The sequence below is a fragment of the Streptomyces sp. NPDC058880 genome, from assembly GCF_042742535.1.
Taxonomy (GTDB): Bacteria; Actinomycetota; Actinomycetes; order Streptomycetales; family Streptomycetaceae; genus Streptomyces.
Map to the genome: position 1 here is coordinate 1 of NZ_JBHYMC010000043.1, position 23,362 is coordinate 23,362.

Annotated in this window: 17 protein-coding genes and 2 pseudogenes; 10 read left to right on the forward strand and 9 right to left on the reverse strand. The window is 68.3% G+C overall.

The features are described 5' to 3' along the window. Positions 1 to 114: 114 nt before the first annotated feature. Complete coding sequence (locus ACFW2G_RS22485; RefSeq protein WP_384583332.1) at positions 115 to 2,178, reverse strand: thioredoxin domain-containing protein; 2,064 nt, start codon at positions 2,176 to 2,178, stop codon at positions 115 to 117. A 231-nt stretch (positions 2,179 to 2,409) separates the two neighbouring features. On the opposite strand from ACFW2G_RS22485, the gene ACFW2G_RS22490 reads away from it, so the two are divergent. After that, positions 2,410 to 2,976 carry a Uma2 family endonuclease gene (locus ACFW2G_RS22490; protein ID WP_384681024.1) on the forward strand — a complete coding sequence of 189 codons (567 nt, stop codon included), beginning with the start codon at positions 2,410 to 2,412 and terminating at the stop codon, positions 2,974 to 2,976. Between the two features lie 233 nt (positions 2,977 to 3,209). Here ACFW2G_RS22490 and ACFW2G_RS22495 read toward each other — a convergent pair whose 3' ends face one another. The 5 genes and pseudogenes from ACFW2G_RS22495 to ACFW2G_RS22515 all read right to left on the reverse strand — a co-directional run. After that, a complete protein-coding gene (locus ACFW2G_RS22495; RefSeq protein WP_384585348.1) occupies positions 3,210 to 4,556 on the reverse strand; it encodes a cyclic GMP-AMP synthase DncV-like nucleotidyltransferase in 1,347 nt (448 codons plus the stop codon). Further along, the gene (locus ACFW2G_RS22500) at positions 4,553 to 5,755 is read right to left on the reverse strand and encodes an SAVED domain-containing protein (protein ID WP_384585351.1); all 1,203 of its coding nucleotides are present in this window, start codon (positions 5,753 to 5,755) and stop codon (positions 4,553 to 4,555) included. Before ACFW2G_RS22500 ends, ACFW2G_RS22495 begins: the two co-directional genes overlap by 4 nt. A gap of 255 nt (positions 5,756 to 6,010) precedes the next feature. Next, on the reverse strand, positions 6,011 to 6,148 hold the full coding sequence (locus tag ACFW2G_RS22505; protein WP_384585354.1) for a hypothetical protein: 138 nt from the start codon (positions 6,146 to 6,148) through the stop codon (positions 6,011 to 6,013). Between the two features lie 320 nt (positions 6,149 to 6,468). Then, positions 6,469 to 6,618 carry a hypothetical protein gene (locus tag ACFW2G_RS22510; protein WP_193554964.1) on the reverse strand — a complete coding sequence of 50 codons (150 nt, stop codon included), beginning with the start codon at positions 6,616 to 6,618 and terminating at the stop codon, positions 6,469 to 6,471. A gap of 64 nt (positions 6,619 to 6,682) precedes the next feature. After that, positions 6,683 to 6,832: pseudogene (locus ACFW2G_RS22515) on the reverse strand (DUF255 domain-containing protein); the annotation flags it as partial. Positions 6,833 to 7,040: 208 nt separating this feature from the next. On the opposite strand from ACFW2G_RS22515, the gene ACFW2G_RS22520 reads away from it, so the two are divergent. The 4 genes from ACFW2G_RS22520 to ACFW2G_RS22535 are packed head-to-tail and all read left to right on the forward strand — an operon-like array spanning position 7,041 to position 11,536. After that, on the forward strand, positions 7,041 to 7,763 hold the full coding sequence (locus tag ACFW2G_RS22520) for an NUDIX domain-containing protein (protein WP_384450701.1): 723 nt from the start codon (positions 7,041 to 7,043) through the stop codon (positions 7,761 to 7,763). After that, complete coding sequence (locus tag ACFW2G_RS22525; RefSeq protein ID WP_384450698.1) at positions 7,764 to 8,939, forward strand: purine phosphorylase; 1,176 nt, start codon at positions 7,764 to 7,766, stop codon at positions 8,937 to 8,939. Beyond that, positions 8,936 to 10,966, forward strand: a complete 2,031-nt coding sequence (locus tag ACFW2G_RS22530; RefSeq protein WP_384585358.1) for a hypothetical protein — start codon at positions 8,936 to 8,938, stop codon at positions 10,964 to 10,966. The genes ACFW2G_RS22525 and ACFW2G_RS22530 overlap by 4 nt, the downstream gene beginning before the upstream one ends. Before the next feature lie 45 nt (positions 10,967 to 11,011). Beyond that, a complete protein-coding gene (locus tag ACFW2G_RS22535; RefSeq protein ID WP_384585370.1) occupies positions 11,012 to 11,536 on the forward strand; it encodes a hypothetical protein in 525 nt (174 codons plus the stop codon). Between the two features lie 81 nt (positions 11,537 to 11,617). Here ACFW2G_RS22535 and pglX read toward each other — a convergent pair whose 3' ends face one another. Further along, the gene (gene pglX, locus ACFW2G_RS22540) at positions 11,618 to 15,382 is read right to left on the reverse strand and encodes a BREX-2 system adenine-specific DNA-methyltransferase PglX (RefSeq protein ID WP_384585361.1); all 3,765 of its coding nucleotides are present in this window, start codon (positions 15,380 to 15,382) and stop codon (positions 11,618 to 11,620) included. A 94-nt stretch (positions 15,383 to 15,476) separates the two neighbouring features. On the opposite strand from pglX, the gene ACFW2G_RS22545 reads away from it, so the two are divergent. Both ACFW2G_RS22545 and ACFW2G_RS22550 read left to right on the forward strand, forming a co-directional pair. After that, positions 15,477 to 16,889: an AAA family ATPase gene (locus tag ACFW2G_RS22545; protein WP_384585364.1), complete on the forward strand. Its 1,413-nt coding sequence runs from the start codon at positions 15,477 to 15,479 to the stop codon at positions 16,887 to 16,889. Then, the gene (locus ACFW2G_RS22550; RefSeq protein ID WP_384585367.1) at positions 16,886 to 17,521 is read left to right on the forward strand and encodes a hypothetical protein; all 636 of its coding nucleotides are present in this window, start codon (positions 16,886 to 16,888) and stop codon (positions 17,519 to 17,521) included. Before ACFW2G_RS22545 ends, ACFW2G_RS22550 begins: the two co-directional genes overlap by 4 nt. Before the next feature lie 378 nt (positions 17,522 to 17,899). Here the strand turns inward: ACFW2G_RS22550 and ACFW2G_RS22555 are convergent. Continuing rightward, positions 17,900 to 18,055 (reverse strand): annotated as a pseudogene (locus ACFW2G_RS22555) (DUF255 domain-containing protein); the annotation flags it as partial. 231 nt (positions 18,056 to 18,286) lie between these two features. On the opposite strand from ACFW2G_RS22555, the gene ACFW2G_RS22560 reads away from it, so the two are divergent. From ACFW2G_RS22560 to ACFW2G_RS22570, 3 genes are all read left to right on the forward strand, one after another. Then, on the forward strand, positions 18,287 to 18,853 hold the full coding sequence (locus ACFW2G_RS22560) for a Uma2 family endonuclease (protein ID WP_384681027.1): 567 nt from the start codon (positions 18,287 to 18,289) through the stop codon (positions 18,851 to 18,853). Positions 18,854 to 19,021: 168 nt separating this feature from the next. Further along, positions 19,022 to 19,666 (forward strand): TetR/AcrR family transcriptional regulator, encoded by a 645-nt coding sequence (locus ACFW2G_RS22565; protein ID WP_384582581.1) that lies wholly within the window; start codon positions 19,022 to 19,024, stop codon positions 19,664 to 19,666. Then, entirely contained in the window at positions 19,663 to 20,883 is a 1,221-nt protein-coding gene (locus ACFW2G_RS22570; RefSeq protein ID WP_384582578.1) for an FAD-dependent oxidoreductase, read from the forward strand. The genes ACFW2G_RS22565 and ACFW2G_RS22570 overlap by 4 nt, the downstream gene beginning before the upstream one ends. Positions 20,884 to 21,300: 417 nt before the next feature. Here the strand turns inward: ACFW2G_RS22570 and ACFW2G_RS22575 are convergent, their stop codons facing one another. Further along, positions 21,301 to 23,328 carry a HelD family protein gene (locus ACFW2G_RS22575; protein WP_384450834.1) on the reverse strand — a complete coding sequence of 676 codons (2,028 nt, stop codon included), beginning with the start codon at positions 23,326 to 23,328 and terminating at the stop codon, positions 21,301 to 21,303. Positions 23,329 to 23,362 lie beyond the last annotated feature (34 nt).

Consider the following 23,362-nt stretch of genomic DNA (forward strand, 5'->3'; position numbering starts at 1 on the left):
GCCGCGACGCGCGGCCGGGCCCCTCGCCCATCACCTCCCGGACACCGCCCGGCGGCGCCGTCCGACCGGCCCGCCCGCCCACCCGCCGGCGGATCCGACGGCGCTCCGGGCACTTCAGCCGCCGGCGGCGCCCATCTGCGCGGCGAGCTCGGCCGGGTCCGTCACAGGCCGCGCACAGACGAAGTGCCGGCACACGTACGCCGTCGGAAGGTCGTCCACGAGCCCGCGCCCGGCCAAGAGCGGGAACTCCCCCTCTACTCCCTCCGCGGACTGCGGCAGACCCACCGCCACCACCGCACCGGGAGCCGTCCCCAGCAGCGCCGCCCGGTGCAGGGCGGCCCGCGCCGGATCCTCCGGATGCCCGACGACGGCCACCTCGCGCGGCCCGTCCAGGAGGGCCTCCGCCACCGAGAGCCCGTGCCCGATGAAACGCGGCACGCGCGGGCCCAGGGCCTGCACCACACCGAGTGCCCGCTCCGCCGCCGTGCGGTGCGCCTCCGAACCGGTGTGCGCCGCGTACGAGAGCAACGCGCCCGCGGCGGCCGTCCAGCCGGACGGCGCGGCCGTGTCCGTCGGATCCTGCGGCCGGCGAATCAGCTTCTCCGCGTCGTGCGCCGTGTCGTACAGCGACCCGTCCTCGGCGGTGAACCGGTCCAGGACCAGGTCCAGCAGGAACCCGGCGAACTCCAGCCAGACCCCTTCGCCGGTCACCGCCGCCAGGGCGAGGAAGCCCTCGGCGACGTCGCCGTAGTCCTCCAGGACTCCCGCGTTGGCGCCCACGCGCCCGTCCTTGCTGGTCCGCGCGAGCCGAGGGGCCCGGCCGACGGCCGCGTCGAAGTGGACGCGCACCAGCAGATCGGCCGCCTCGGTCGCCCGCTCCACCAGGTCGGGCCGCTCGAAGTACGCCCCGCACTCCGCCAGCGCCGCAATGGCCAGGCCGTTCCACGCGGCCACGACCTTGTCGTCCCGCCCTGGCGCGGGCCGCTCGGCCCGCGCGGCCAGCAGCCGCGCCCGGATCCCGTCGATCCGCTCCGCGTCCACCGCAGGGCCGTCCTGCGGCAGCCGGAGCACGGACCTGCCGTGCTCGAACGTCCCCTCCTCGGTCACCCCGAAGTACCCGGCGGCGAGCGCCCCGTCGTCCTCCCCGAGCACCTCCCGCAACTGGGCCGGCGTCCACGCGTAGTAGGCCCCCTCCCCGTGCGCGCCGGTCAGCGGGTCCTCACTGTCGGCGTCGAGGGCGGAGGCGAAACCGCCCTGGGCGGTGCGCAGCTCCCGGACCATGAAGTCGGCGGTCTCCAGGGCGATCCGCCGCGCGAGCTCCGAACCGGTGGCCCGCCACAGGTGGGCGTAGACCCGACAGAGCAGGGCGTTGTCGTAGAGCATCTTCTCGAAGTGCGGGACCACCCAGTCCCGGTCCACCGAGTAGCGCGCGAACCCGCCGCCGAGCTGGTCGTAGATCCCGCCGCGGGCCATCGCCTCACAGGTGTCGGCGGCCATCTGCAGGGCGCCCTCGGACCCGGTGCGCGCATGGTGGCGCAGCAGGAACTCCAGCACCATGGACGGCGGGAACTTCGGCGCCCCGCCGAACCCGCCGCGCGCGGCGTCGTACTCGCGCGTCAGCCCGAGCAGCGCCTGCGCCAGCTCCTCGGGCCCCGGGGTCCCGGCCTTCCCGTAGTCCAGCTGCCGCCCGGCCAGATCCCGCACGATCTTCTGCGCGACCTCGGCGACCTCCTCGGGGCGCCCCACCCAGGCCGCCCGCACGCCTTCGAGCACCTGCCGGAAGGAGGGCATCCCGTGCCGCGGCTCGGGCGGGAAGTAGGTCCCGAAGTAGAACGGCTCCCCGTCGGGGTTCATGAACACGGACATCGGCCAGCCCCCCTGCCCGGTGGCGGCTTGCACGGCCTCCATGTACACCGCGTCCACGTCCGGCCGCTCCTCGCGGTCCACCTTGACGGACACGAAGTGCTCGTTCATGTACGCGGCGGTGTCGTCGTCCTCGAAGGACTCGTGAGCCATGACATGGCACCAATGACACGCAGAGTATCCGACCGACAACAGAACGGGCACATCGCGCCGTTTCGCTTCCTCGAACGCCTCGGGTCCCCACGGCCACCAGTCGACCGGATTGTCAGCGTGCTGAAGCAGATAAGGCGAGGTCATACCAGCCAACCGGTTCATACGGCCCAGCGTCTCACGCCGACACGGCGCTGCCGGTTCGGCCCGCAAGCCCCCGCCCTACTTGGCCGATTTGCACTCATGCGCCATCACACGGTTAATGCGGATCGCCCCTTTTGCACCTTGGTCGCCCTGCGGACGCTGAAGGTTCTGCCCCGACCCAAAGCCGGTGCCCGACCGGAAGCGGGCAGTACGCTGAGGCGAGCAGCACCGCATCCTCGAAGGAGGCACTTCATGACCGCCGAGATGGTGGCGCCCGCGTGGATGCACACACAGATCAGCGTGGAACAGTACGACTCCTGGTCCGAGGAGCAGTGCGCCGGCATCGAGATCGTGGACGGGATGGTCGTCGTGAGCCCGAGCGCCTCCAAGCGCCACAAACGGCTGGCTCGACTCCTGGCCAATGCCCTGGACGCCGCCGCAGGCCCGGACTGGAACGCCGACACGGACTTCGACGTCCGCCTGCAGGACGTCCCGCTCACCAACCGCCGCCCTGACGTCACCGTGTACCGGGCGGAGACCATCGACCTCACGCCCACCCGGCCCGAGCACGTGCTGCTGGTGGTCGAGGTCGTGTCGCCCGGTTCGGAGACCACCGACCGGATCGTGAAGGTGGACCAGTACGCCAAGGCCGGCATCCCCTTCTACTGGCGGGTCGAGCAGGCCGCCACCGGCGTTCCGATCGTCTACACCTACGTCCTCGACCCAGCCAACAGGGCCTACCGGGACGGCGAGGTGTTCACCGGCACCGTGAAGGCCACCGCGCCCTTCCCTGTCATGGTCGACCTTGGGGCCCCGTGAGCAACGAGGAATCGCCCGCGCCCTCGGCGCCTCCGACGCACTGTGGGCTGAGACATGTCCGCAACCGGGGACCTCTGGGCATCGGCCCCCAGCTCGGCCCGGACCCGTCGTAGGCGGTCCGGAGGGAAACTGGACAGCTTCAACCAGGTGCCGACCTGTGCGTTCTCGCCGGGGACGAGCCGCATGGGGAGCCACCCCCGCTTCATGCCCGTCACCCTGATGGCGCGGCGTCGTCAGCGGATCACTACGTCGTGGTGATCACTGGCGACGACCCTGCCGTCCTTGACGATCCATACCTCCACGTAATGCCGACCCCGATACCTGGTGCGCTCATGAATCCGTGGCCCGCGCCCTGGCGTGATCTGACCACGTAGGCCGTGGGCATTCTCGGCGTCCGGTCCGTAGTTGCGGACCTTCCACCAGATGTCGTACGGCTGCGAGGCGTCGGTGCTCACCGTGAAGTAGATGTCCCGGCCGACGGGGGCGAAGCCGGTACGGCGCAGGTCCACGGATCCGGTGCCGATGGGGTTCGCGACACGGGCTTCGATCCGGGCCCAGCGTCCACCCGCCCACTGCACGCCCATCTCCTCGATGAACCTCTCCGACGGTGCCCGGGTGACCCCTTCCGTCGAGGCCGGCTGCCCGGCCTTGGCAAGGGAGGCCGCTGCCGGCGTGGCCGGTGTCCTGAACCCGTCGCCGAAGAGTTCCTGCCAGAGCTTGACGCTCTTGTCCTTGTCCTGCTCGTCCAGGGCCGTACGCATCCGGGTCGCATACGACTGAATGTGCTTGGCGAAGTTGGCGTACCGGTCCTGATCCCAGCGGTGGTTGAAGCTGGTCTGCGGGCAGCTCGGGTCGGCGATCACGGGCATTAGCGGGTTGAGGGACAACCACGCGGCGAGGTCCTCGATGAGGTGGACCAGAGTGGTGGGCACCCCGCTGTAGCGGTTGCTCGTGTCGTACACCTGGACCCGTTCGCCGAGCAAGGCGGTCAGGATCACCGAGGGGATGCTGAAGGTGTCCTTGGAGTCCCGCAGGTACTTCACCAGGCGAATCACCTTGCGCAGGTTACCGCCGGTCAGTGAGTCCTTCTCCTTCATCCACGCGGTGTAGCCCTCGGGGTTGGTCTCCTCGAACTCCTCTACCTCCGAGTTGACGATCACCTGCCGACCGTCGGGCAGGACGAGGTGGGGGACGATGTCGACGTGGCAGTCGCCCGCGTAGTTGATCCGCACGCAGCGGTTCTTCTTCACCACCATCGACTTGTAAGTGTTGCTGCGCTTGAGCGCGGCGAACAGGGCCTTCAGGTACTCCGACGGCGTCGTTTCCCATGCCTCGACAACGGTCAGGTTGAGCAGGAAGTCGGCGTCGAACTCGTCGTTCTTGCCGGCCACTGGCTTGATGATGGTGCGATGGGCCCAGGAGCCCTGTCTGGTGGTGCCGAGGATCAGCGGGCCGATAACCGAGTCGCTGGTCAGGAAGTTCAAGATGGCCGTCACCCGGGTGTCCAGCTGATCCAGCCTGGTCTGGTTGAGGTTGACCGTCCCCTTGAGCAGGGTGTTGAAGTGCCCGTTCAGTTTCACTTGATCTCCAGCGCGGGGCGGTAGCCGCCGTCGGTGCGGTCGTAGATCGTCAGGCTGGGGTGAACCTGCCGGTCGTGGACACGGCCCAGACTCACTGCGGCGGACAACGGCACAGCGGGCAGGATGTGCAGGCGGCGGATGGCCTTCGCGTTCGCCTCGATGTCGGCGAACAGGGCACGAAGGTTCTCTTGAAAGCGGGCGAGGCTGTCGCGGTGGCGCATGATGTCCGGGGCAGCCGCCGCGTCCGCCGGACTGATCCGGTAGCGCCGCAGCCCTGCCAGCCGAGGGGGCAGTTCCCCAGGCTGGATGGTGCCGGAGATGTTGAGCACCAGGACGGCTTCTTCAGCGGGCGGCACGTCCAGGTCGAGGTGTGTCGCGAAGGCGACGACCGGTCCGTCCTCGCTCCATGTCCAGGTCTCATCGTGGCGGTGGCGCTGGTAGATATCGGTGGGCACCGTGTCATCCAGACGCGATCCCAGGTAGACGAGGAGCGGGATGCGGGCGAATCCGAAAACGCTGAGATGGGCCACCTGGTCGCGGGAGATGCCCTCGTTGAGCTTGTTGTCGACCACGTTGTCGATCACGGCCTTCGCCTGGCTGTAGTACTCGCCGTTGGTCCCGTCCTCCCCGGGGACGTCGCGGAGGTCGATCGTGGCTTCGCCCAGTACATGGCGGAGCTCGATCTCAATTCCATGGCGGGAGTAGGACTCCAGGAAGAGAGGGACGCGGTCGCCCGAGATGAGGACGGCGGACGAGGCTGTCTGTCGGGTCAGTTCGACTTGCTGCCCGCAGACCTGACCGATCATCCGCAGCACAGTGGTCGTACGGTCTGGTGCGATGCCGGTGACGTGCTTGATCCGGTCTTCGTGGGCGTGCTTGAGCGCGAGCAGCTTCCCGACGGTGAAGACGTCGAGGTTCTCCGGCGCGTCGATCTCGTCGTGCTCGTCGGCGCAGACCAGCATCACGTTGTCCGCGGTGTCGCGCTCGACAAGATCATTTTGCCCCCGGGGAGAGCCCGCTGTGTTCTGCTGGCCGACGATGTGGGCGAGCTCGCCGAGGCGGATGGTCTTGTTGGCCAGAGCCCCATCCAGAAGGTAGCGGTTGCAGATCGCGCATCGGCCCCCGCTGCGGACCCAGACCTCGAACCTGACCGGCTGGGGCAGGGCCTTCCGCTTATAGCCGCTCTTCTTCGTCGCCAACTGAACCTCGCAGGACGCCAAGTCGCTTGCAGGGGCAGGGAATCCTGCACCGTGAGAGAACGGTACGCCCCTGGTCTGACACTTCGCGCGACCTCGCATGCCGCAACTCCAGGCACGCCCGCCTCGTGCTGCTGAGGTCGGGGCTACGTTGTGAACCGGACCAGCAGCGGGCCAGCCGGATGAGACCGCCGAGACGCCGCCGGTGGCCACCAGGCGGTCGGGACGGCCTCTACGGCCAGCCGTGACTTCCGCAGATCAACACGCGTGGCTCGCCCAAGTCCGCACCCATTCCCTCTGCATGCGTGCCCAGTTGAAGACGAGTGCGCAGAAGCCGTTGCGGATGCTGGTCAGCGACTCGCAGTCGCGGGTGCAGTAGAGCTTATTGGTCAGCAAGAGGGCCCAGGTCCCGAGTTTGGGCGGGATGCACATGCCAGTACCGATGAAGCCGCAGTGCCCCCAGATACGGTCGGCCGCTCCGGCGCCTGGGTCTACCCCGGCCGCGCCGTAGCTGATCACCCTCGGCGCACCCGCCCTGTAGTCCTCACACTCGGCCACGGGCGGCGGGTGTGGCCGCTCCCGTCACCGCCACTCTGACCCCACGGGGCTGCTGCCGGATCGGGAGACCTGTCGCAGCCCCGTGGCGGCCCACCCCCTGCCACTCCGCCACGTAATCCTGACTGTGGCGTGGGCCGCAGACTGCGGCTCCGCGCCCCCTACTCCTCAGCGGCGACAGCGGGTGCGCTGCCCTCCAAGTACTGGCGGATACTGGCGATCTTCTCGGGCCCCCACTCGGGCGAAGCGGCCAGTTCGGCCTCCACCCAGGCGTCGATACTTGCGTTCAGGTCCTCATCGTACGTATCCACGCGACTCCCGCCCCTGACACACCCCAGGCCATGACTGCCTGGCCACTCACACGCCCTGCCGCTAGTGACACGCAGAGTATCCAACTGGCAGCAGAACCAGAACATCGTGCCGTTTCGCTTCCTCGAACGCCTTGGGTCCCCACGGCCACCAGTCGACCGGGTTGTCAGCGTGCTGAAGCAGATAAGGCGAGGTCGCACCAGCCAACCGGTTCATGCGGGTCAGCCTCCCACAGGGTATGCCGCGAGCACCGAAACCCGCCCGAGCCCGCCACGCTCGGCCGGGTCGGGGTCCCACTGCCCCGGAACCGCCGGCTGGACCGCGGGCCATTCCGTCACGCCAGGACTCTTGGGGACGAGTGGTGCGTCGATCGCGCCGCCCGACTTCTTGTGTAAGTGACAGTATCTGAAGTACCTTGCAAAACATGCCAGATGAAGCATGGTCACCACCTCCCGTCCTACTGACAGTCGATCTCGTGATCCTGACGCTGCGGGAGAGCCGTCTGCACGTGCTCTTGGTGGAACGGGGCGAAGAACCCTTCCAGGGCGCCCTCGCGCTGCCGGGAGGATTTCTGAACCACGATGACGAGGAGATCCTCGACGCCGCCCACCGCGAGCTGAGCGAGGAAACGGCACTGACCTCCGGCTGGGTGCACCTTGAGCAACTGGCCGTGTACGGAAGTCCGGGCCGCGACCCGCGGGGACGAGTCGTCTCCGTAGCTCACCTGGCGATCGCACCGGGGCTGCCTGATCCCGTCGCGGGGACGGATGCCACCGAGGCCGCGTGGATTCCCGCGGACGCCGTCCTGTCCGGCGAGACCGCTCTCGCGTTCGACCACCGTCGCATCGCCGAAGACGGGATCGAACGCGCGCGCGCCAAGATCGAGTTCTCAGCGCTGGCTACCGCTTTCTGCGGGGAGAGCTTCACCATCGCGGAGCTCCAGCAGGTGTACGAGGCCGTCTGGGGTACTCCGCTCGACACCCGCAACTTCTATCGGAAGGTCCAGGCCGCGAAGGGATTCATCGTTCCCACCGGCGCGGACCGCAAGGCCACAGGGGGGCGGCCCGCGCGGCTGTACCGGGCCGGGCCGAACACCGTGCTGTTCCCACCGCTGATCCGACCCCACACGCCAGGGGAAGAGGAGTAGATGTCGAAAGGCCTGGTGGTGATTCTCACCGCCCTCAATCTTGAGTATCAGTCCGTGCGCGAGAGGCTGGTGGATCTTCGATTACATCTCCACAAGAGTGGTACCCGGTTCGAAGTGGGCGTCGTGAAGGGCACGTCGTGCCGTGTCGCACTCGGACTGACGAGCAAGGGAAACCAGTCCTCCGCGGTGATCGCGGAACGCGCGATCCAGGAGTTCTCGCCCGTGGCCGTGCTGTTCGTCGGAGTCGCCGGCGCCCTGTGGGATGCCACGAGGCTGGGTGACGTGGTGGTGGCGTCGCATGTGTACGCCTACCACGGCGGCACCAGCGAGGACGATGGGCTCAAAGCCCGCCCTCGGGTGTGGGAAGCGCCGCACGGCATCAGCCAGCTCGCCTCGCACCTGGCCCGTCTGGACGAGTGGGCGGATCCCCCGCCTGGTCACGAGGACCGACCGCAGGTGCGTTTCGGGGCTGTCGCCGCCGGCGAGATCGTCCATAACTCGAGGATCTCGGCCGAGGCGAAGTGGATCCGGCAGCACTACAACGATGCGCTCGCCATCGAGATGGAGGCCGCCGGTGTGGCCCAGGCCGGCCATCTCAGCGGAGCTCCCGTGGCCATCGTCCGGGGAATAAGCGACCGAGCGGACGGCACGAAGAACAGTTCGGACGACCGCAACTGGCAGCCTCGGGCCGCGGCGAACGCGGCGGCTTTCGCCGTCCGCCTGGCAGTGGAACTGGTGAACGAGCAGGGGGAGTCCGCCATACAGTCCGCAATGGCCCAGGACGACAGGGATTGTTCGGTCGAGCGATCAGACCGGGGGGTCATCAACACCGCTCACAACAGCACCGTCGGCATCATGGCCAGCTCGGTCACGGGCAGCAGTGTCCACATGGGCACGGCCCCGAAGGCATCCGGTCCGACGGACCTGGTCACGGAGCTGAACGGGTTCCGCGACCAGCTGAGGTCGCACCGCGCCGAGGGCATGCTCGACGAGGACAGTTACCAGGCGGCCCTGACCGATCTGGAATCCTCCCTCCGGTCGGCCGGAGAGCGTGCCCCTAGGGCGTCGAAGCAGACCGTCCTTGCGCTCAAGAGGCTGCGTGGACTGGTCGCGGAATGCCCCGCGCTGGTAGCCGCGTTGGCACCCCTGGTCGCTGCGGCCGGTGGCCTGGCATGAGCCGCGACGACAGTGCCGCGTACAGCCCGGATTCGTACAACTCGGCCGCATACTCCACCGTCGGGATTCAGGCCGAGACCGTCCACGACTCCCACGTCTACATCGTCCACCCGGACGCCTCGCCGCAGGAGAAGTACCGGGTCGGCGCGCGACTCCTGGAGGACGGCGTTCCCAGTCGCGCCCGGGAAATGATCACTGATGCGATCGCCCACGGCCACGACGGCACGGAGGTGCGCTTCCATTGGGTGCTGGCCATGCTCAGCGCACGTACCCACCACGACCTGAGCGACGAAGAGGTTCAGCGGCTGCGCTACACCGCCGGGCGCGTGCGGGACTACGCCGAGGACGAGTGGACGGAAGCCCTACGCGTGACCTTCGACCTGTTGGCGGCGCTCAGCACGGCTGGCAGCGAGACCGGACCCGTGCTGAAGCAGTTGCAGGACCTGCCGCACAGCCAGCACGACGCGATCCTCCGCCACCTCGACCTCATGCTCACCGGAGGCCTGAAGGACTACCTGTGGGCGGAAACCCTTGAACGGGCCAAGGCAGAACGCTTCGCCAACGACCGGGGCCAGCGTGTCTGGACCTACTTCGCACCCACCCCCATCGGGGCACGGGCCGTTCCGCCCCGCCCGAGCACCGCTGCCGCCGCCAAGGCGGCCCTCCCCCTCCGCGCGATCCTGTTCGTTGTGAGCAGTGCGCTCCTCTGGGCCCTGGCGCTGATCACGGATCCGGCCCAGGCGATCGTCGAGTTACCGGTGGCACTCGGCGCGGGCCTGACCGCGGCCCGCTTCGGCGTCCGGTGGTGGGGCCGGTGCCCCGGGCCGGGCCTCGCGGCCGGGGCGCGCGTCCCCCACCCACGCGATCCTGCCTCCGACTCCGCACCCGGCCCGGACTCCGGGTCCGACTCCGGCCCGGACTCCGCCGAGGGTAGGTTCACCAAGCGCGTCCGCCATTCGTTCGATCACTACTTCAGCAGGCGCAGGCCCCACGGGTTCACCTCGGACGCCTGGCTCGCCCACACGGATCAGATCCGCAGCGGCCTCGCCGCCGAGATCGCGGATCTCTACCGCGAGAGCCGGATCGGTGTGGAGCGGGTCGAATGGCTGATCCGGTACCTCGCCGAGGATGCCCGGAATCGCTACAACAGCGGCACCCTGTTCGATCAGCACCACCAGGACCGAACTCCGCGCAGGACGAAGGCCCTGACCGTGGCAGCCCTCGCCGTTCTCGGCACGGCGGCTCTGGCCGCGTTCGCCACGGCGGTCACCGATGCCACCCAGCAGCAGGTTCTGTGGGCGTTCCTGGCCGTGCTCGGTGCGGCCTGGTCCGGGCACGCAGCCGCTTCCCGTTGGCTGGAGGTCCGACGTGAGGAGCACCGACTGGACCGGGAGAATCAGGAGTACCTGGAACAACTGGCCGCACGGCAGAGCGCCTACCAGCGCTGGCAGTCCTTCCTGGACGACAAGCGGCCCAGCGAACAGGAGATGGAGACTTGGCTTGCCTGCGACAAGACGTCGTTCGTCGATGAGGCGCTCCAACACCACCGGCTCACCTGGCGCGACCTGATCACTCACACCATCCTGGTGGCCCCGGCTCCCTCCTACAAGCGGGGCCGGGTCCGCGCCGGCCCGTGGCGGTACTCGCACTACGTCTTCCGTCTGTTCCTGTTCACCCAGGACGGCATCCGCGAGATCAGCTCCGAGTTCGACTTCTCCGACGCGACGCGCAAGAACGAGCAGCGGAACAACTACGGGTTCGACGCCCTGACCTCCGTGCAGGTGACGGAGAACGCCGACGTCGGCTACGACCTGGAGCTTCTCCTCGCCAACGGACCAGCCAGGAAGATCCGCGTCAAGGACGCCGAAGCCCGTCAGCTGGCGCCGACCGAGAATCCCCAGGAAATCTCCGAGATCAGCCTCAGCGCGGCCGGCTCCACCCACACCTTCCGCCTCCTGGAGGGGATAGCGGCGGACGGGAAGCGCTGGATCGAACGGCACGGCCCCGACAGCCTGGCGCCCTTCTAGATCGCCGGCTGACTGAACTCAAGCAGAGGAGCACCTGTGACCTGCATGGACGACGTCACCGAGAGCAAGGTCCTGCTTGCCGAGTACGACCGTCTCAAGGAGGAACAGAAGACCCGCATAGGGTTTCGCGACAACCTCCTCTACTTCACGCTCGCCGCAGCCACCGCGGTCGTGGCGATCACCGCCCAGAGCGGACAGCCCCGGCTGCTGCTCTTCGTTCCGGCGATCTGTCTGATCCTGGGCTGGACCTACCTGGCCAACGACGAGAAAATCTCGGCGATCGGCGACTATGTCCGCGACCGGCTGGGACCCCGCCTGGGGGAGCTCACCTCCGCCGACGGCACGGTGTTCGGCTGGGAGGTCTACCACCGCGACGTCGCGGGCCACACCGTGCGCAAGCGGCTTCAGAGCGCAGTGGACCTGTTCACGTACCTGGTCCTTCCCATGGTCTGCACGACCGCGTTCTGGTGCTCTCCCGTCGTTCAGCCCCTGTTCCTGCTCGCGTCTCTCGGACAGACGCTCGCCCTGGCCGTACTGGGCTTGCAGTTCCTGCGCCATACGGAGCGGTAGCACCCCATGCCTCGACAGGGCCAAGCCTGCCGGAGGGCAAGCGCGGCGTGACTCTCCCCCTTCTAGCGACGTCCACCCCGCTCAGGGGACATTGTTCCGCGCCCGCCAAGAGGTCAAGTCGTGCGTGGTGAGCTGGTACGCACTGCGCAGTTGCTCGAACTCGTATTGGAATTCGTCTGCTTGGCCGGGCCTCATCCCGGATCCGGGGTGAGCCTCCCACTGGTGGATCCAGGAAATCAGTTCCTGGATGCCGATCAGAAGGGGGGTGATCCGGTATGCGCTCGGATGAGGCTGCTGGTGGTGCGCGCGGGCCAACTCCAGCAGGACGCGCACGCGGTCTGCCTCGTTCCAGCCGGACCAGCCAAGCAGCAGGCCCTGGCCAGCGACAACAGCGTCGGGATAGGAAATGAAGCGTTCCCGGGGGATGTCGAGGCTGCCTCGGATCGACCAATAGGACGCGTGCTGGAAATCGGCGCTCACGAACTTGGGTGGAACGGGAATCCCCAGTGCTTCGCCTGTTTCGTCCTCTCGACGCTGAAGCTCCCAGACCTGCTCCCACTGGGCACGCTTACGCAGACCCGACTCTTTGTATCGCTTCGCTGACGCGTACGGCACATGCTCTTCGGCCAGCACCGACGCCAGCACTTCACCAAGCGTTGCTTGCCGCCTCCCGAGGTGGTCGGCCGCATAGAGCGTGGCCACGGCAGTCACGTCGGCGTCGTCTCCGAGGTCCCGTGCGAGCTGATCGATCGTCCGGGGGCGAGCGTGCTTGGCCCCATCCCGGAGCTCGAACCACAGGCGTTCGTCCTCACAGCGATCGAGCAACCAGGAACGCAGCGCTCGTTCCTCACGCTTCGCCCATGGGTCCGACAGCCAGCGCCGCTTGTACTCCGGACGTTCCAGGAGGGCGATCGTATGCCCCGACTCGATGGCATCGACCCTGGCCTGCACAACGTCCCGGTAGGCGGCCGGCCAGTGGTTCGGGACGTCGGTGACCGGCGTGACTCCCTGCTCTTCGAACCAGGACAACCTCTGGAACCAGGACGACGAGGCAGTACCGTGGGCGACCTTGCGTGCCAGCACGATTTCGAAGGCACGCTCGCCCGGCCGGAGCGGCGGCAAGTCGGTGCTGGGGACGGTGGCCAGACGAGTCCGCTCATCAGCGGAAAGCAGCCCGTAGGCGGCGTAGACGTCCCAGTCCAGTTCCTCCTGAAGCGCGGCCATCCGGTGACGTGCCCTCTCCTGGACAACTCTCGCCGCGTTCAGTGTGCTTCGGCTGGGCGGGTGTTCACCCGCGCACACGTCGCCCGGCTCGTGGGCGTCGAGAACTAGCCCCAGGTCATACAGCTCCCGCGCGTGGTCCGGTGGAGTGCCACCCGGCAAGGGAAGGCGCGAGATGGAAGCCGCCGTGAAGAGGTAGGGCCGGGCCCATTCCTGACCAGGCAGGGGGGAATCGAGCCCGTTGGCCCCTGTGGGGGCGTTGGCCTGCTTCAGCCAGAAACAGATTGCCGACGAGTTGAGAACCCCCAGAATTGCGAAGAGGTCGTTCTCGTCTGTGGCTGAGGGGAGCCGGAGCACAGGGGCGGTCCGGTTGAACGCCTTCCGACCGGGCTCCAGCGCGAAGTGGTTGTGCGTCGCCGCATACGCGAACGTGATCGCTGGCTCGCGATCGTCGCCCAGCGACCAGACCCTCCAAGTCCACCAAGGGCGGGACCGGGATGCATCCCTTGCACCCGGCGCTGTCCGCAGAACCTGGCGCATCGCCCAAAGATGACGTCCCCATGCGGTGTCGAGGTCCAGCGCGAGCGGAGAGCCGTGCTCGTCGTAGGGAGCAAGTACCTCGGTCGACGCTCTCACGCGCCAGTCCCGCACTGTCTCGCCCGTGACCATGTCGCGGCCCGCACTGGCCGAGTCCGGGTGCCGGGCGAACCACGACCGCCCGAGGGTGAAGACATCTCGCTGCCCCGGGTCGGCGACGACTCGGGGCGGACCAGAGAGGAAGTCCGACAACCGTCGCGGGGCCTCCGAGAGCACATCCATGAGGTCCGCTCCACCGCCTCCCGTCATCGTCCACGGGAAGCGCGAGTAACGCTGCCGCGGTTCGTCCTGGACGCTCACCCACTCCGAGGTGGTGCCGGGCCGGTCGATCTGGTCGACGATCGCCTGCCACACAATTCCCTCGGCCGGATCCTGCGGCATCGCCGGCTCCCCGCGCACGCCAAGCACCGACCTCACCGGGGCGTCACGTCGGCTCGGATCATTCCGCCCGATCAGGATCAGGGTCGAGGTCCGATGGCTCGGTACGAAGACTCCAGACGTGTCGATCACGTGCGTCAACCCGACTCGCGGAAGGAACTCCTCGATCAGCTTCTCGCCGAAAGCACGACTCGTGAACGAGCTGGGCATCCATTGCCCGACGTAGCCACCGCGTTCTCCGCCGGTTCCCCTCACCGCAAGCTGGAACATGCGCTCCACGAAGGGAACCGAGAGCGGGAACGCGCCGACGGCCGTGGCATACGCCTCCCTGTACGCAGCCCTCTTGAACTTGTCACGCACGACCGTGAAGGGGGGCTCACCCAGCACGACGTGGTAGGAATCGGCCCCCAGGAGGTCGCATCGCTCGGAGAACTCCTCAACATCCTCAACACTCCCAACGCCCGCGTCCTCCCAGTCCCCTGGAAGCTTCGCTGGCGGCTGCCCCGGGGCGCCTCGCCCTCCCAACAGAGCATCGCCGACAGCCACATTGATCATGTGCTGGGGAACCTTCCCCAGCACGCGCTCACCACTCGCCCGTGTGGCGGCCATCAGCAGCCTGAACCGCGTGATGCTCACGGCGAACGGATTCAGGTCACAGCCGTGGACTGATTCCAGGGCCCGACAAACCAGCTCGCGATCCGCGGTTCCAGGCTCTAGCGCGCGCCAGGCACCGAGAAGGCGTTCGAAGAGCCCGAGCAGAAAGGTTCCCGACCCACAGGCTGGGTCGATACCGCGGAAGCCTCGAGGGCCGAACTCCGCGACAGCCGGATCCATGGTGAGGTCCAGGATGAAAGCCTCGATGTATTCAGGTGTCCGGACCAGGGCGTAGGACCTGGACGCCGTGTCACTGATGTCCTGATAGAGATCTCCGAGGAACCGGGTGTCGAGTTCCGGGTCGGTGAAGTCGAATCGGATCGAGCCGTCCCTGTTGCGCCGGCGCCAGAACGAGACCAGCTCGGCCGCGGCCTGCGGAGAGGGCGACAACTGCCACAGTGGGCTGTGCCGTCTGTCGAAGACGCGGGCCATCGCTCGGTGGGACCGGGCCAGGTGTGTGAACGACTCCAGCAGCCATTCCCGGTCGCCGTTCCCGGGGTGCTCCGCACGATAGGCGTCCTGCAGTTCCTCCGCCTGTGCCAGCCTCCGTCCCGGCCCCGCGATGAACGGCCAGCCGATGAGTCCGTTGTCCTCGCAGAAGCGCACGAACACTGTGCCGAGCACCCACGCCACCGCCGCCTGCGTGATGTGCTCGTCCCGCCAGGCACCATACGTGTCGGCCGTGCGCCGAGCCGCCCTCGCCTGCTCGTATGCGTTCCGCAGGCGGCTGCGGTAACGGTCGACATTGTCGCTGCGCTCGCGGAGGTCCGTCCGCAGTGCCAGAACCTGTTTCCGCACGTCTGAGACGAGTGCGGCACGGTCCAGCGAGGACGTCCCCGTCTCGGCTCCGCCAGTCGGAGACACAGCGGCGACCTCTCCTCCGTACGTCGTCGACGTCCACGATCCACTGTCCTGTCGGATACATCCTGCCAGCTCCCCGGCTGGCTGGCCGCGTCCGTCGCCGGTGACCGTCCGGATAGGCACCACCAGCCACATCCCCGACCCCTATCATTCTGTGCGCACCGGCACACGACCCAGTCGGCAACCGCGGGTACCTGGGTCAGGCCGGGGTAGACCATCGAGGGGATACATGCTGACGCGACTCGAAGTCGATGGCTTCAAGAATCTGTTGGATCTCAGGGTCGAGTTCGGTCCCTTCACCTGTATCGCGGGGGAGAACGGCACGGGAAAGTCGAACGTCTTCGACGCGATCCAGTTTCTGAGCCTGCTCGCCGACCGTTCCATGATCGAGGCTGCCCAGGCTGTGCGCGGGACCCATGGTTCGCTGCATGGTGACGCGCGCGACCTGTTCTGGAACGGCTACGCGGAGGGCGAGCATCTGATGACGTTCGCCGCGGAGATGATCATCCCCGGGGAAGTAGAGGACGACTTCGGCCGACTCGCCGAGCCGACGTCCACGTTTCTGCGCTACGAGCTCAGGCTCGGCTACCAACCACCGCAAGGCGGGGAGCGCGGCGGCAGACTGACGCTGCTGTACGAGGATCTCAGCAAGATCAGGCCCCGTGATGCCGCGTCGCAACTGCGGTTTCCGCACAGTGCCAAGGGCTTTCGGAACACCGTGGTTCGCGGCCGCCCGTCTACTGCCCCCTACATCTCCACGTCTCTCGACACAGGCGATGCCGTCGTCCAGATCCACGCCGACGGCCGCAGGGGCCAGCCCCGTCCCGCGCCTGCGAGCCGGGCACCTGGGACCATGCTCTCCACGATCAACCGGAACGACGACCCCACCATTCTGGCGGCCAGACGGGAGATGCAATCCTGGCGACGGCTGGCCCTTGAGCCTTCGGCCCTGCGCACCTCGGACCGCTATCAGGACCCCAGCACAATGCAGCCCGATGGCCTGCACCTGCCACGGAGCCTGGACCGGATCGCTCGGGAGAAGTCCCCGGACGATCCCGCGCGGGTCTACTCGCGGGTCGCGGGACGCCTGTCGGACCTGTCGGGCCTGCACGTACGCACGCTGCACGTCGAGGCCGATGACACACGTGAGCTGCTCACGATCAAGCTCCACGAGATCGACGGCATGGAACTGCCAGCTCGTAGCCTGTCTGAGGGGACCCTGCGCTTCCTGGCCCTCTGCGTGCTGTTGGAGGACCCCAGCGCGCAGGGCCTGCTCTGCATGGAGGAGCCGGAGAACGGCATTCACCCGGCCAACCTCCTCGCCATGGTGAACCTCGTCCGGGATCTGGCGGTGGACCCCTCCGAGCCAGTGGACGAGGACAACCCCTTCCGGCAGGTCCTGATCAACACGCACTCACCAGGGGTCGTGCAACTCGTCGATCCTGCGGACCTGCTCATCGCCGACACGGCCACCGTTCCCAGGGAGGGAAGCAAGACCGCGCGCGCCTTGCGGCTCCGGCCGCTGGCCGGCACTTGGCGTGCAGGCGGTGTGGAGAAGGGCTACGGCACAGTGGCCGACATCCTTGCGTACCTCACTTCTCCTCCACAGGCCCGGCTGACTCTTGAGGAGAGCGCCTCGTGACCCTTCGCGCCCTCTACCTCTGCGAGGGATCCAGCGACACCGGCCTGCGCTTTCACATCGAGGGGATCGCGGTGGAGACTGGCCGGGAGATCCACGTAACCGTGCCGGACCTGCACCGCCTGCCGAACAAGCCTGGGCACTCGGTCGGAGACAAACTGCGAGCCGCGCGGCAGCTCAGCCACGACGCAGACGAGTACGACCTGGTAGTGGTCCACCGCGACTCCGACGGCAATCCTCCGCAGACACGTCGCGATGAGATCGCCGCCGCGGTGGCCTCGGTGAACCCCAGTTTGGCCCACGTGCCCGTGATCCCCGTGCGCATGCTGGAGGCCTGGCTGATCCTCGACCCTAGGGCGATCCGGGAGGTGGCGGGGAACCCCAACGGCAGAGTTTCACTCGACCTTCCGAAACCGAACCGGGCGGAGTCCGTGGCGGACCCGAAAGCACTGCTCAAGCAAGCCATCGCCACGGCCAGCGAGGAGAAGGGCCGCGGCCTCAAGAAAGTCCAGGCGCGCTTCTCAGAGAACCGCGCGCGACTCCTCCAGATGCTAGATCGCGAGGGTCCCGTCAAGCAGCTCGCATCATGGCAGTCGTTCACCCACGACCTGAGCGAGGTGCTGAGCAGCCTCTGAGGCTTTCCAACCTCAGGTTGAGGCGTGGTGAAGAACGAGAATGTGGTGGCGGCAGCCGCTCTCGGCGATGCCCGGACCGATTGCGGCTGGACCCCGGTTGCCGCCGCGCTGTGGTCGGCTCCGTTTCAGCCCATGGCCTGATCACGGCTGGCTGATCCCACCCTCGGTCTCGAGTGCGGGCCATCGTCGTGCGCTTACGCCCTCTAGCCAAGCAACAGCGGCAACGACTACTCGCTCGGACGTCCACTCGGGAGAAGCTGCCAGCTGGCCTTCGCCCCAGGCGCCAATGTCTCCACCTAGCGGCTCACCGTACGCTCCCACGTGACTACCCTCTGGAAACGTCCCAGGTCAGGACTACCTGGTTGTGTAAGTTCATTGGCACCAATGACACGCAGGGTATCCGACCGACAACAGAACGGGTACATCGCGCCGTTTCGCTTCCTCGAACGCCTCGGGTCCCCACGGCCACCAGTCGACCGGATTGTCAGCGTGCTGAAGCAGATAAGGCGAGGTCATACCAGCCAACCGGTTCATACGGCCCAGCGTCTCACGCCGACACGGCGCTGCCGGTTCGGCCCGCAAGCCCCCGCCCTACTTGGCCGATTTACACTCATGCGCCATCACACGGTTAATGCGGATCGCCCCTTTTGCACCTTGGTCGCCCTGCGGACGCTGAAGGTTCTGCCCCGACCCAAAGCCGGTGCCCGACCGGAAGCGGGCAGTACGCTGAGGCGAGCAGCACCGCATCCTCGAAGGAGGCACTTCATGACCGCCGAGATGGTGGCGCCCGCGTGGATGCACACACAGATCAGCGTGGAACAGTACGACTCCTGGTCCGAGGAGCAGTGCGCCGGCATCGAGATCGTGGACGGGATGGTCGTCGTGAGCCCGAGCGCCTCCAAGCGCCACAAACGGCTGGCTCGACTCCTGGCCAATGCCCTGGACGCCGCCGCAGGCCCGGACTGGAACGCCGACACGGACTTCGACGTCCGCCTGCAGGACGTCCCGCTCACCAACCGCCGTCCAGACGTCACCGTGTACCGGGCGGAGACCATCGACCTCACGCCCACCCGGCCCGAGCACGTGCTCCTGGTCGTCGAGGTCGTGTCGCCCGGCTCGGAGACCACCGACCGGATCGTGAAGGTCGACCAGTACGCCAAGGCCGGCATCCCCTTCTACTGGAGGGTCGAGCAGGCCGCCACCGGTGTCCCGCTCGTCTATACGTACGTCCTCGACCCTGCCACCAGGGCTTACAGGGAGGGCGAGATGTTCACCGGCGCAGTGAAGGCCACCGCACCTTTCTCCCTCACGGTCGATCTCGGGGACGCGTAAGGACCGCTCCACGGTCGGCGCCGCCCTCACTCTGCCGCACCGCAACGGCTCCACTCCTCCGCCACCGGATCCCGGGCGGATCACACCCCCGCCACCACCGGCTACGGAACAGACCCCGCCCCGGCACCCCCTTGCCCGCGGACTGAACGATTGTTTAGAATGCTGAACATGCGTTCAACCATGAGAGACGGCAACGACCGGACGAGCCGCGCCGTCATGCGCGACGAGGCTCTCCGACTCTTCGCGGAGTCCGGGCCCGATGCGGTGTCCGTACGGCAGATCGCGCAGGCCGCCGGCGTGTCACCGGGGCTCGTACTGCACCACTTCGGTTCGAAGGACGGGCTGCGGCAGGACGTCGACCGGCATGTGGTCGCCGTCTTCGAGGCGGTACTTGGCGAGGTCTCGACGCACGGTCCCGAGGGCGCCGAGCAGGCCGGGGGGCAGGCGCATTCCCTCGGGGCCGCCGTACTGCGTCATCTGCCCGAGGATTCGCCGGTCCCCGCCTACCTGGGGCGGCTGCTGATGTCGGGCTCCGAAGCCGGCCGGACCCTTTTCCGCCGGCTCTTCGAGCTCAGCCTGCGGACCCTGGAGGAGATGGAGCGGGCCGGTCAGGCCGCACGCGGCCGCGATCCGCAGGTGCGGGCCGCGTTCCTGCTCGTCAACGACCTCGCGCTGCTCCTCCTGCGACCGCGGCTGACCGAGGTCCTGGGGACCGACCCACTGTCCGCCGCGGGCCTCGAACGCTGGGCGCCGGAAGTACTGGCCGTCTACGGCGGAGGACTGACCGCCGAGGGAACAGGTGATACGGCATGAAAGCAGTGATCTGCGGGGCGGGGATCACAGGGCTCGCCCTGGCACGTCGACTGGACGCGCTGGGCTGGAACGTCGTGGTGCTGGAGAAGGCCCCCGGCCCCCGGACCCAGGGGTACATGGTCGACTTCTTCGGCCCGGGGTACGACGCGATGGAGGCCATGGGGCTCCTTCCGCGGCTGACGGAGCTGGCCTACCGCATCGACGAGGCGAGCTTCGTCGACGAGCACGGGCGTCGCCGCGCGGGCCTGGACTACACCCAGTTCTCGCGCGCGCTCGGCGGGCGGCTGATGAGCATCATGCGACCCGACCTGGAGCTGGCGCTGCGCGAGACGCTCCCTCCAGGCGTGGACCTGCGCTTCGGCACCGGCCCCGCGAGCATCGAGGAGGCGCCCGACGAGGTGCGCGTGACCCTGGTCGACGGCAGCGTCGAACGGGCCGACCTGCTGGTCGGCGCCGACGGCGTCCACTCCACCGTGCGCGGGCTGGTCTTCGGCGGCGAGGCGTCCTTCCTGAAGTACCGGGGGTTCCACACGGCCGCCTACGTCTTCGACGACCCGGACGTCTTCGAGCAGGTGCGGGGCCGGCTCTGCCTGACCGACACGGTCGATCGCCAGATGGGGCTCTACGGCCTGCGCGACGGGCGGGTCGCCGCCTTCGGCGTGCACCGGTCCGAGAGCGGAGACGTTCCACGCGACACCCGGGAAGCCGTACGCCAGGCCTACGACGGGCTCGGCTGGGTCGTCCCGCGCGCCTTGCGCAAGTGCCCTCCGTCCAGCGAGGTGTACTACGACCAGGTGGCGCAGATCGTGATGGACCGTTGGAGCAGGGGGCGCACGGTGCTGGTCGGAGACGCCGCCTACGCCGTGTCCCTGCTCGCGGGCCAGGGGGCCTCGCTCGGGGTCGCCGGAGCGTACGTGCTGGCCGAAGAACTCGGCCGGGCCTCGACCGTGGCGGCCGGGCTGGCCGCATACGAGCAGCGCTGGCGCCCTGTGACCCTGGACAAGCAGGAGGCGGGTAGGGCGGCGGCCGAGTGGTTCCTCCCCGCGTCGCCGTCGCGCCTGCGCGCCAGGCGGGCGGCCATGCGACTGTCCGGACTGCCCGGAGTGGGGCGGCTCGTGGCCCGGTCGCTCTCCGGAAAACCGGCCGTCCTGGCCCGTGAGACCACGAGCGGCCGCTACTCCGGTCCGGTTTCACGATCCCGTAGCGGCCCTGGCTGAGACGTCGCCCCACGTGGAGAGCCTGCGGTGACAGATGAGGGTGTGCTGCAACGGCATGCGAAGTTTCCCAAGAGCCGACCGGCTCAAGCCTGTCCGCGCCGAACAAGGAGCCGCGTGTCGCCTGGGGCCAGAGGCCAGGGGCTGTTGCGCACCATACGACACCGAAGCGCGAACCGATCAAGGTCGACTACTCAGACGATGAGCCAGGTGGTGCGGTCAGAGCGCGTCAGCCTCGGGCCGGGGCAGCTCGTCAAGGTCGAGCATGTAAGTCCGCCCGCCGGCCGGCTCGATGGGCAACTTGCCCGAGCCGTACTTGTGGGTGTGCGCCGCGATGCAGCCGGAGCCCGAGAAGTGAAACGCGTCGGCGCGGCCGACCCCGCCGGGTGCGCCCGCGGCCGCGCCGCGGGCGCCGAGCCGTCAGGCGGGCCGGACGGTGACGGTGCAGAGGCGCTTGGTGGCCCGGGTCAGGGCCACGTACAGGTCCCTTTCCCCACCGGGGCGGTTCGTGATGATTTCCTCGGGGTTCATGACGACGACCCCGTCGAACTCCAGGCCGCGTGCTTCGGACGCCGGCACGATGCGTGCGTGGCGGGCGACGCCCCGGGCCGTCAGCTCGTCCACCCTGGTGTCCGCGCAGACCACTCCCAGGAGCTCCCCCCGGTGGGCGGTGCTCTGGGCACGTAGTTCCTCGACGACGGCGGTGACCAACCCGTCGGGTTCCGTGGTCACGGTGCGGGGGCTTTCACCGCTTCGCAGTGAGCGTGTGGGCTTCTGGTCCGGATCGATCCGCGTCAGCAGGTCCCGGACGCTCTCCAGGATCTCCTGCGTCGTGCGGTAACTGACAGTCAGGTTGTGCAGTTTGAACCGCGGTCCGACGTGGGGGCCCAGTGCTTCCTTCCAGTCCCGTGCCGTCGCGACCGGGCCCGCCTGGGCGAAGTCGCCCACCAGCGTCATCGCCCTCGACGGGCAGCGGCGGACGATCATCCGCCACTGCATGGCGGTCAGTTCCTGCGCCTCGTCGACGACGACGTGCCCGTACGTCCGCTCGGGGGGACCGTCGACCAGGCTCGCCGCTTCGTCCAGCAACGGCACGTCGGCATCGGTCCACGGGTCGTCCGGACCGCGCAGCAGCAGGGACCGCTCCTGCGCGCTCAGGCAGGGCAGGCGCTCGGCGAGAGCGTCGGCGTTCGTCAGGAGCGCCTTCACGAGGTCACCGGGTACCAGCCGCGGCCACAGAGCCTCGACGGCTCCGTCGACGCCGGCGTCGTCGAGCAGATCGGCTCGGATGGCGTCCAGGTCCAGCTCGTGGGCCGGCCCCGGGTCGGCCGCACCCTCGACGCGACGCTGGGCGGCACCCGTGAACCGGTCGAGGTTGAGGCCCGTCATTCTTTCGGCATCGGCGTCGATCTGCTCCAGGAGGTCGCCCATGTCTCGTTGCATCGTGTCGGTGACTGCGTCGACCAAGAGCTCCTTGAACACCTGGCGCGCGGGGTTGTGCCCCACCACGGCTGCCACGGCGGCGTCGCGTGCCCTGGCGACTTCCTCGCCGGAGAGGTGAACCGGCTCCTGTCCGACCCGCACGGTGAAACCGCCGGCAGGGGCTTGGTGCACGCGCAGTAGGCCGCCCAGGGCGTCGGCGAGGTCGGAACTTCCCTTGAGGCGCGCCGTGTCGAACGGGCCCACCGTGTCCGTGGACACTCCGGCCAGTTCCCGACAGGTGGCCAGAACGACGTCGTTCTCTCCGAGCGAGGGAAGGACCTGGGAGATGTAGTCGATGAACCGGGGGTTCGGGCCGACCACCAGGACGCCCTCCTCCGCGGCGCGCGGGAACGCGTACAGGACGTAGGCCGCCCGGTGCAGGGCCACCACCGTCTTGCCGGTGCCGGGTCCGCCCTGCACCACGGTCACCCCGCGGTGGGCGGAGCGGACGATCTCGTCCTGCTCGGCCTGCAGCGTCGCGACGGCCGCGTGCATCCTGCCCGTACGCCGTGCCGACAGGGCCTCGGTCAACGGGCCGTCCCCCACGACGTCTTCGTCGGTCGGGGCGGTCCCGTCCAGCAGTTCGTCACTCACCGAGACGACGGTGCGGTCCTCCAGGCGCAGGTGTCGGCGCCGCCGCAGGTCCATCGGGTGGACCGGTGTCGCCTCGTAGAAGGGCCGTGCCGCGTTCGCGCGCCAGTCCACGAGCAGAGGCAGGTCGTCCTCCTCCGTGTGCAGCCCGATCCGCCCGATGCGCAGGGCCGTACCGTCCGTCCAGTCGATGCGCCCGAAGACCAGCCCCTTCTCGGCTCCCTCCAGCCGGCCGATCTCCTTGGCCAGGCGCTCGGCGGCGAGTTCCCTCTCGTATGCCTCGCGGGCGCTGTCCGCCGGACCCTTCAGCACACTCGCCCGTTGTGCCCGCGCCTCGGAAAGCCGCTCGGTGAGCAGTGTGTACAAGGAGGACACGTAGTCGCGCTCCGATTCGAGCGCGCGGATTGCG

What these genes read in the sequence shown, in the direction of transcription:
- ACFW2G_RS22565 (WP_384582581.1), top strand. Translation starts at nt 19,022, where the DNA reads ATGCGTTCAACCATGAGAGACGGCAACGACCGGACGAGCCGCGCCGTC.
- ACFW2G_RS22520 (WP_384450701.1), top strand. Translation starts at nt 7,041, where the DNA reads ATGCCAGATGAAGCATGGTCACCACCTCCCGTCCTACTGACAGTCGAT.
- ACFW2G_RS22530 (WP_384585358.1), top strand. Translation starts at nt 8,936, where the DNA reads ATGAGCCGCGACGACAGTGCCGCGTACAGCCCGGATTCGTACAACTCG.
- ACFW2G_RS22525 (WP_384450698.1), top strand. Translation starts at nt 7,764, where the DNA reads ATGTCGAAAGGCCTGGTGGTGATTCTCACCGCCCTCAATCTTGAGTAT.
- ACFW2G_RS22490 (WP_384681024.1), top strand. Translation starts at nt 2,410, where the DNA reads ATGACCGCCGAGATGGTGGCGCCCGCGTGGATGCACACACAGATCAGC.
- pglX (WP_384585361.1), bottom strand. Translation starts at nt 15,382, where the DNA reads ATGTGGCTGGTGGTGCCTATCCGGACGGTCACCGGCGACGGACGCGGC.
- ACFW2G_RS22570 (WP_384582578.1), top strand. Translation starts at nt 19,663, where the DNA reads ATGAAAGCAGTGATCTGCGGGGCGGGGATCACAGGGCTCGCCCTGGCA.
- ACFW2G_RS22485 (WP_384583332.1), bottom strand. Translation starts at nt 2,178, where the DNA reads ATGAACCGGTTGGCTGGTATGACCTCGCCTTATCTGCTTCAGCACGCT.
- ACFW2G_RS22560 (WP_384681027.1), top strand. Translation starts at nt 18,287, where the DNA reads ATGACCGCCGAGATGGTGGCGCCCGCGTGGATGCACACACAGATCAGC.
- ACFW2G_RS22545 (WP_384585364.1), top strand. Translation starts at nt 15,477, where the DNA reads ATGCTGACGCGACTCGAAGTCGATGGCTTCAAGAATCTGTTGGATCTC.
- ACFW2G_RS22535 (WP_384585370.1), top strand. Translation starts at nt 11,012, where the DNA reads ATGGACGACGTCACCGAGAGCAAGGTCCTGCTTGCCGAGTACGACCGT.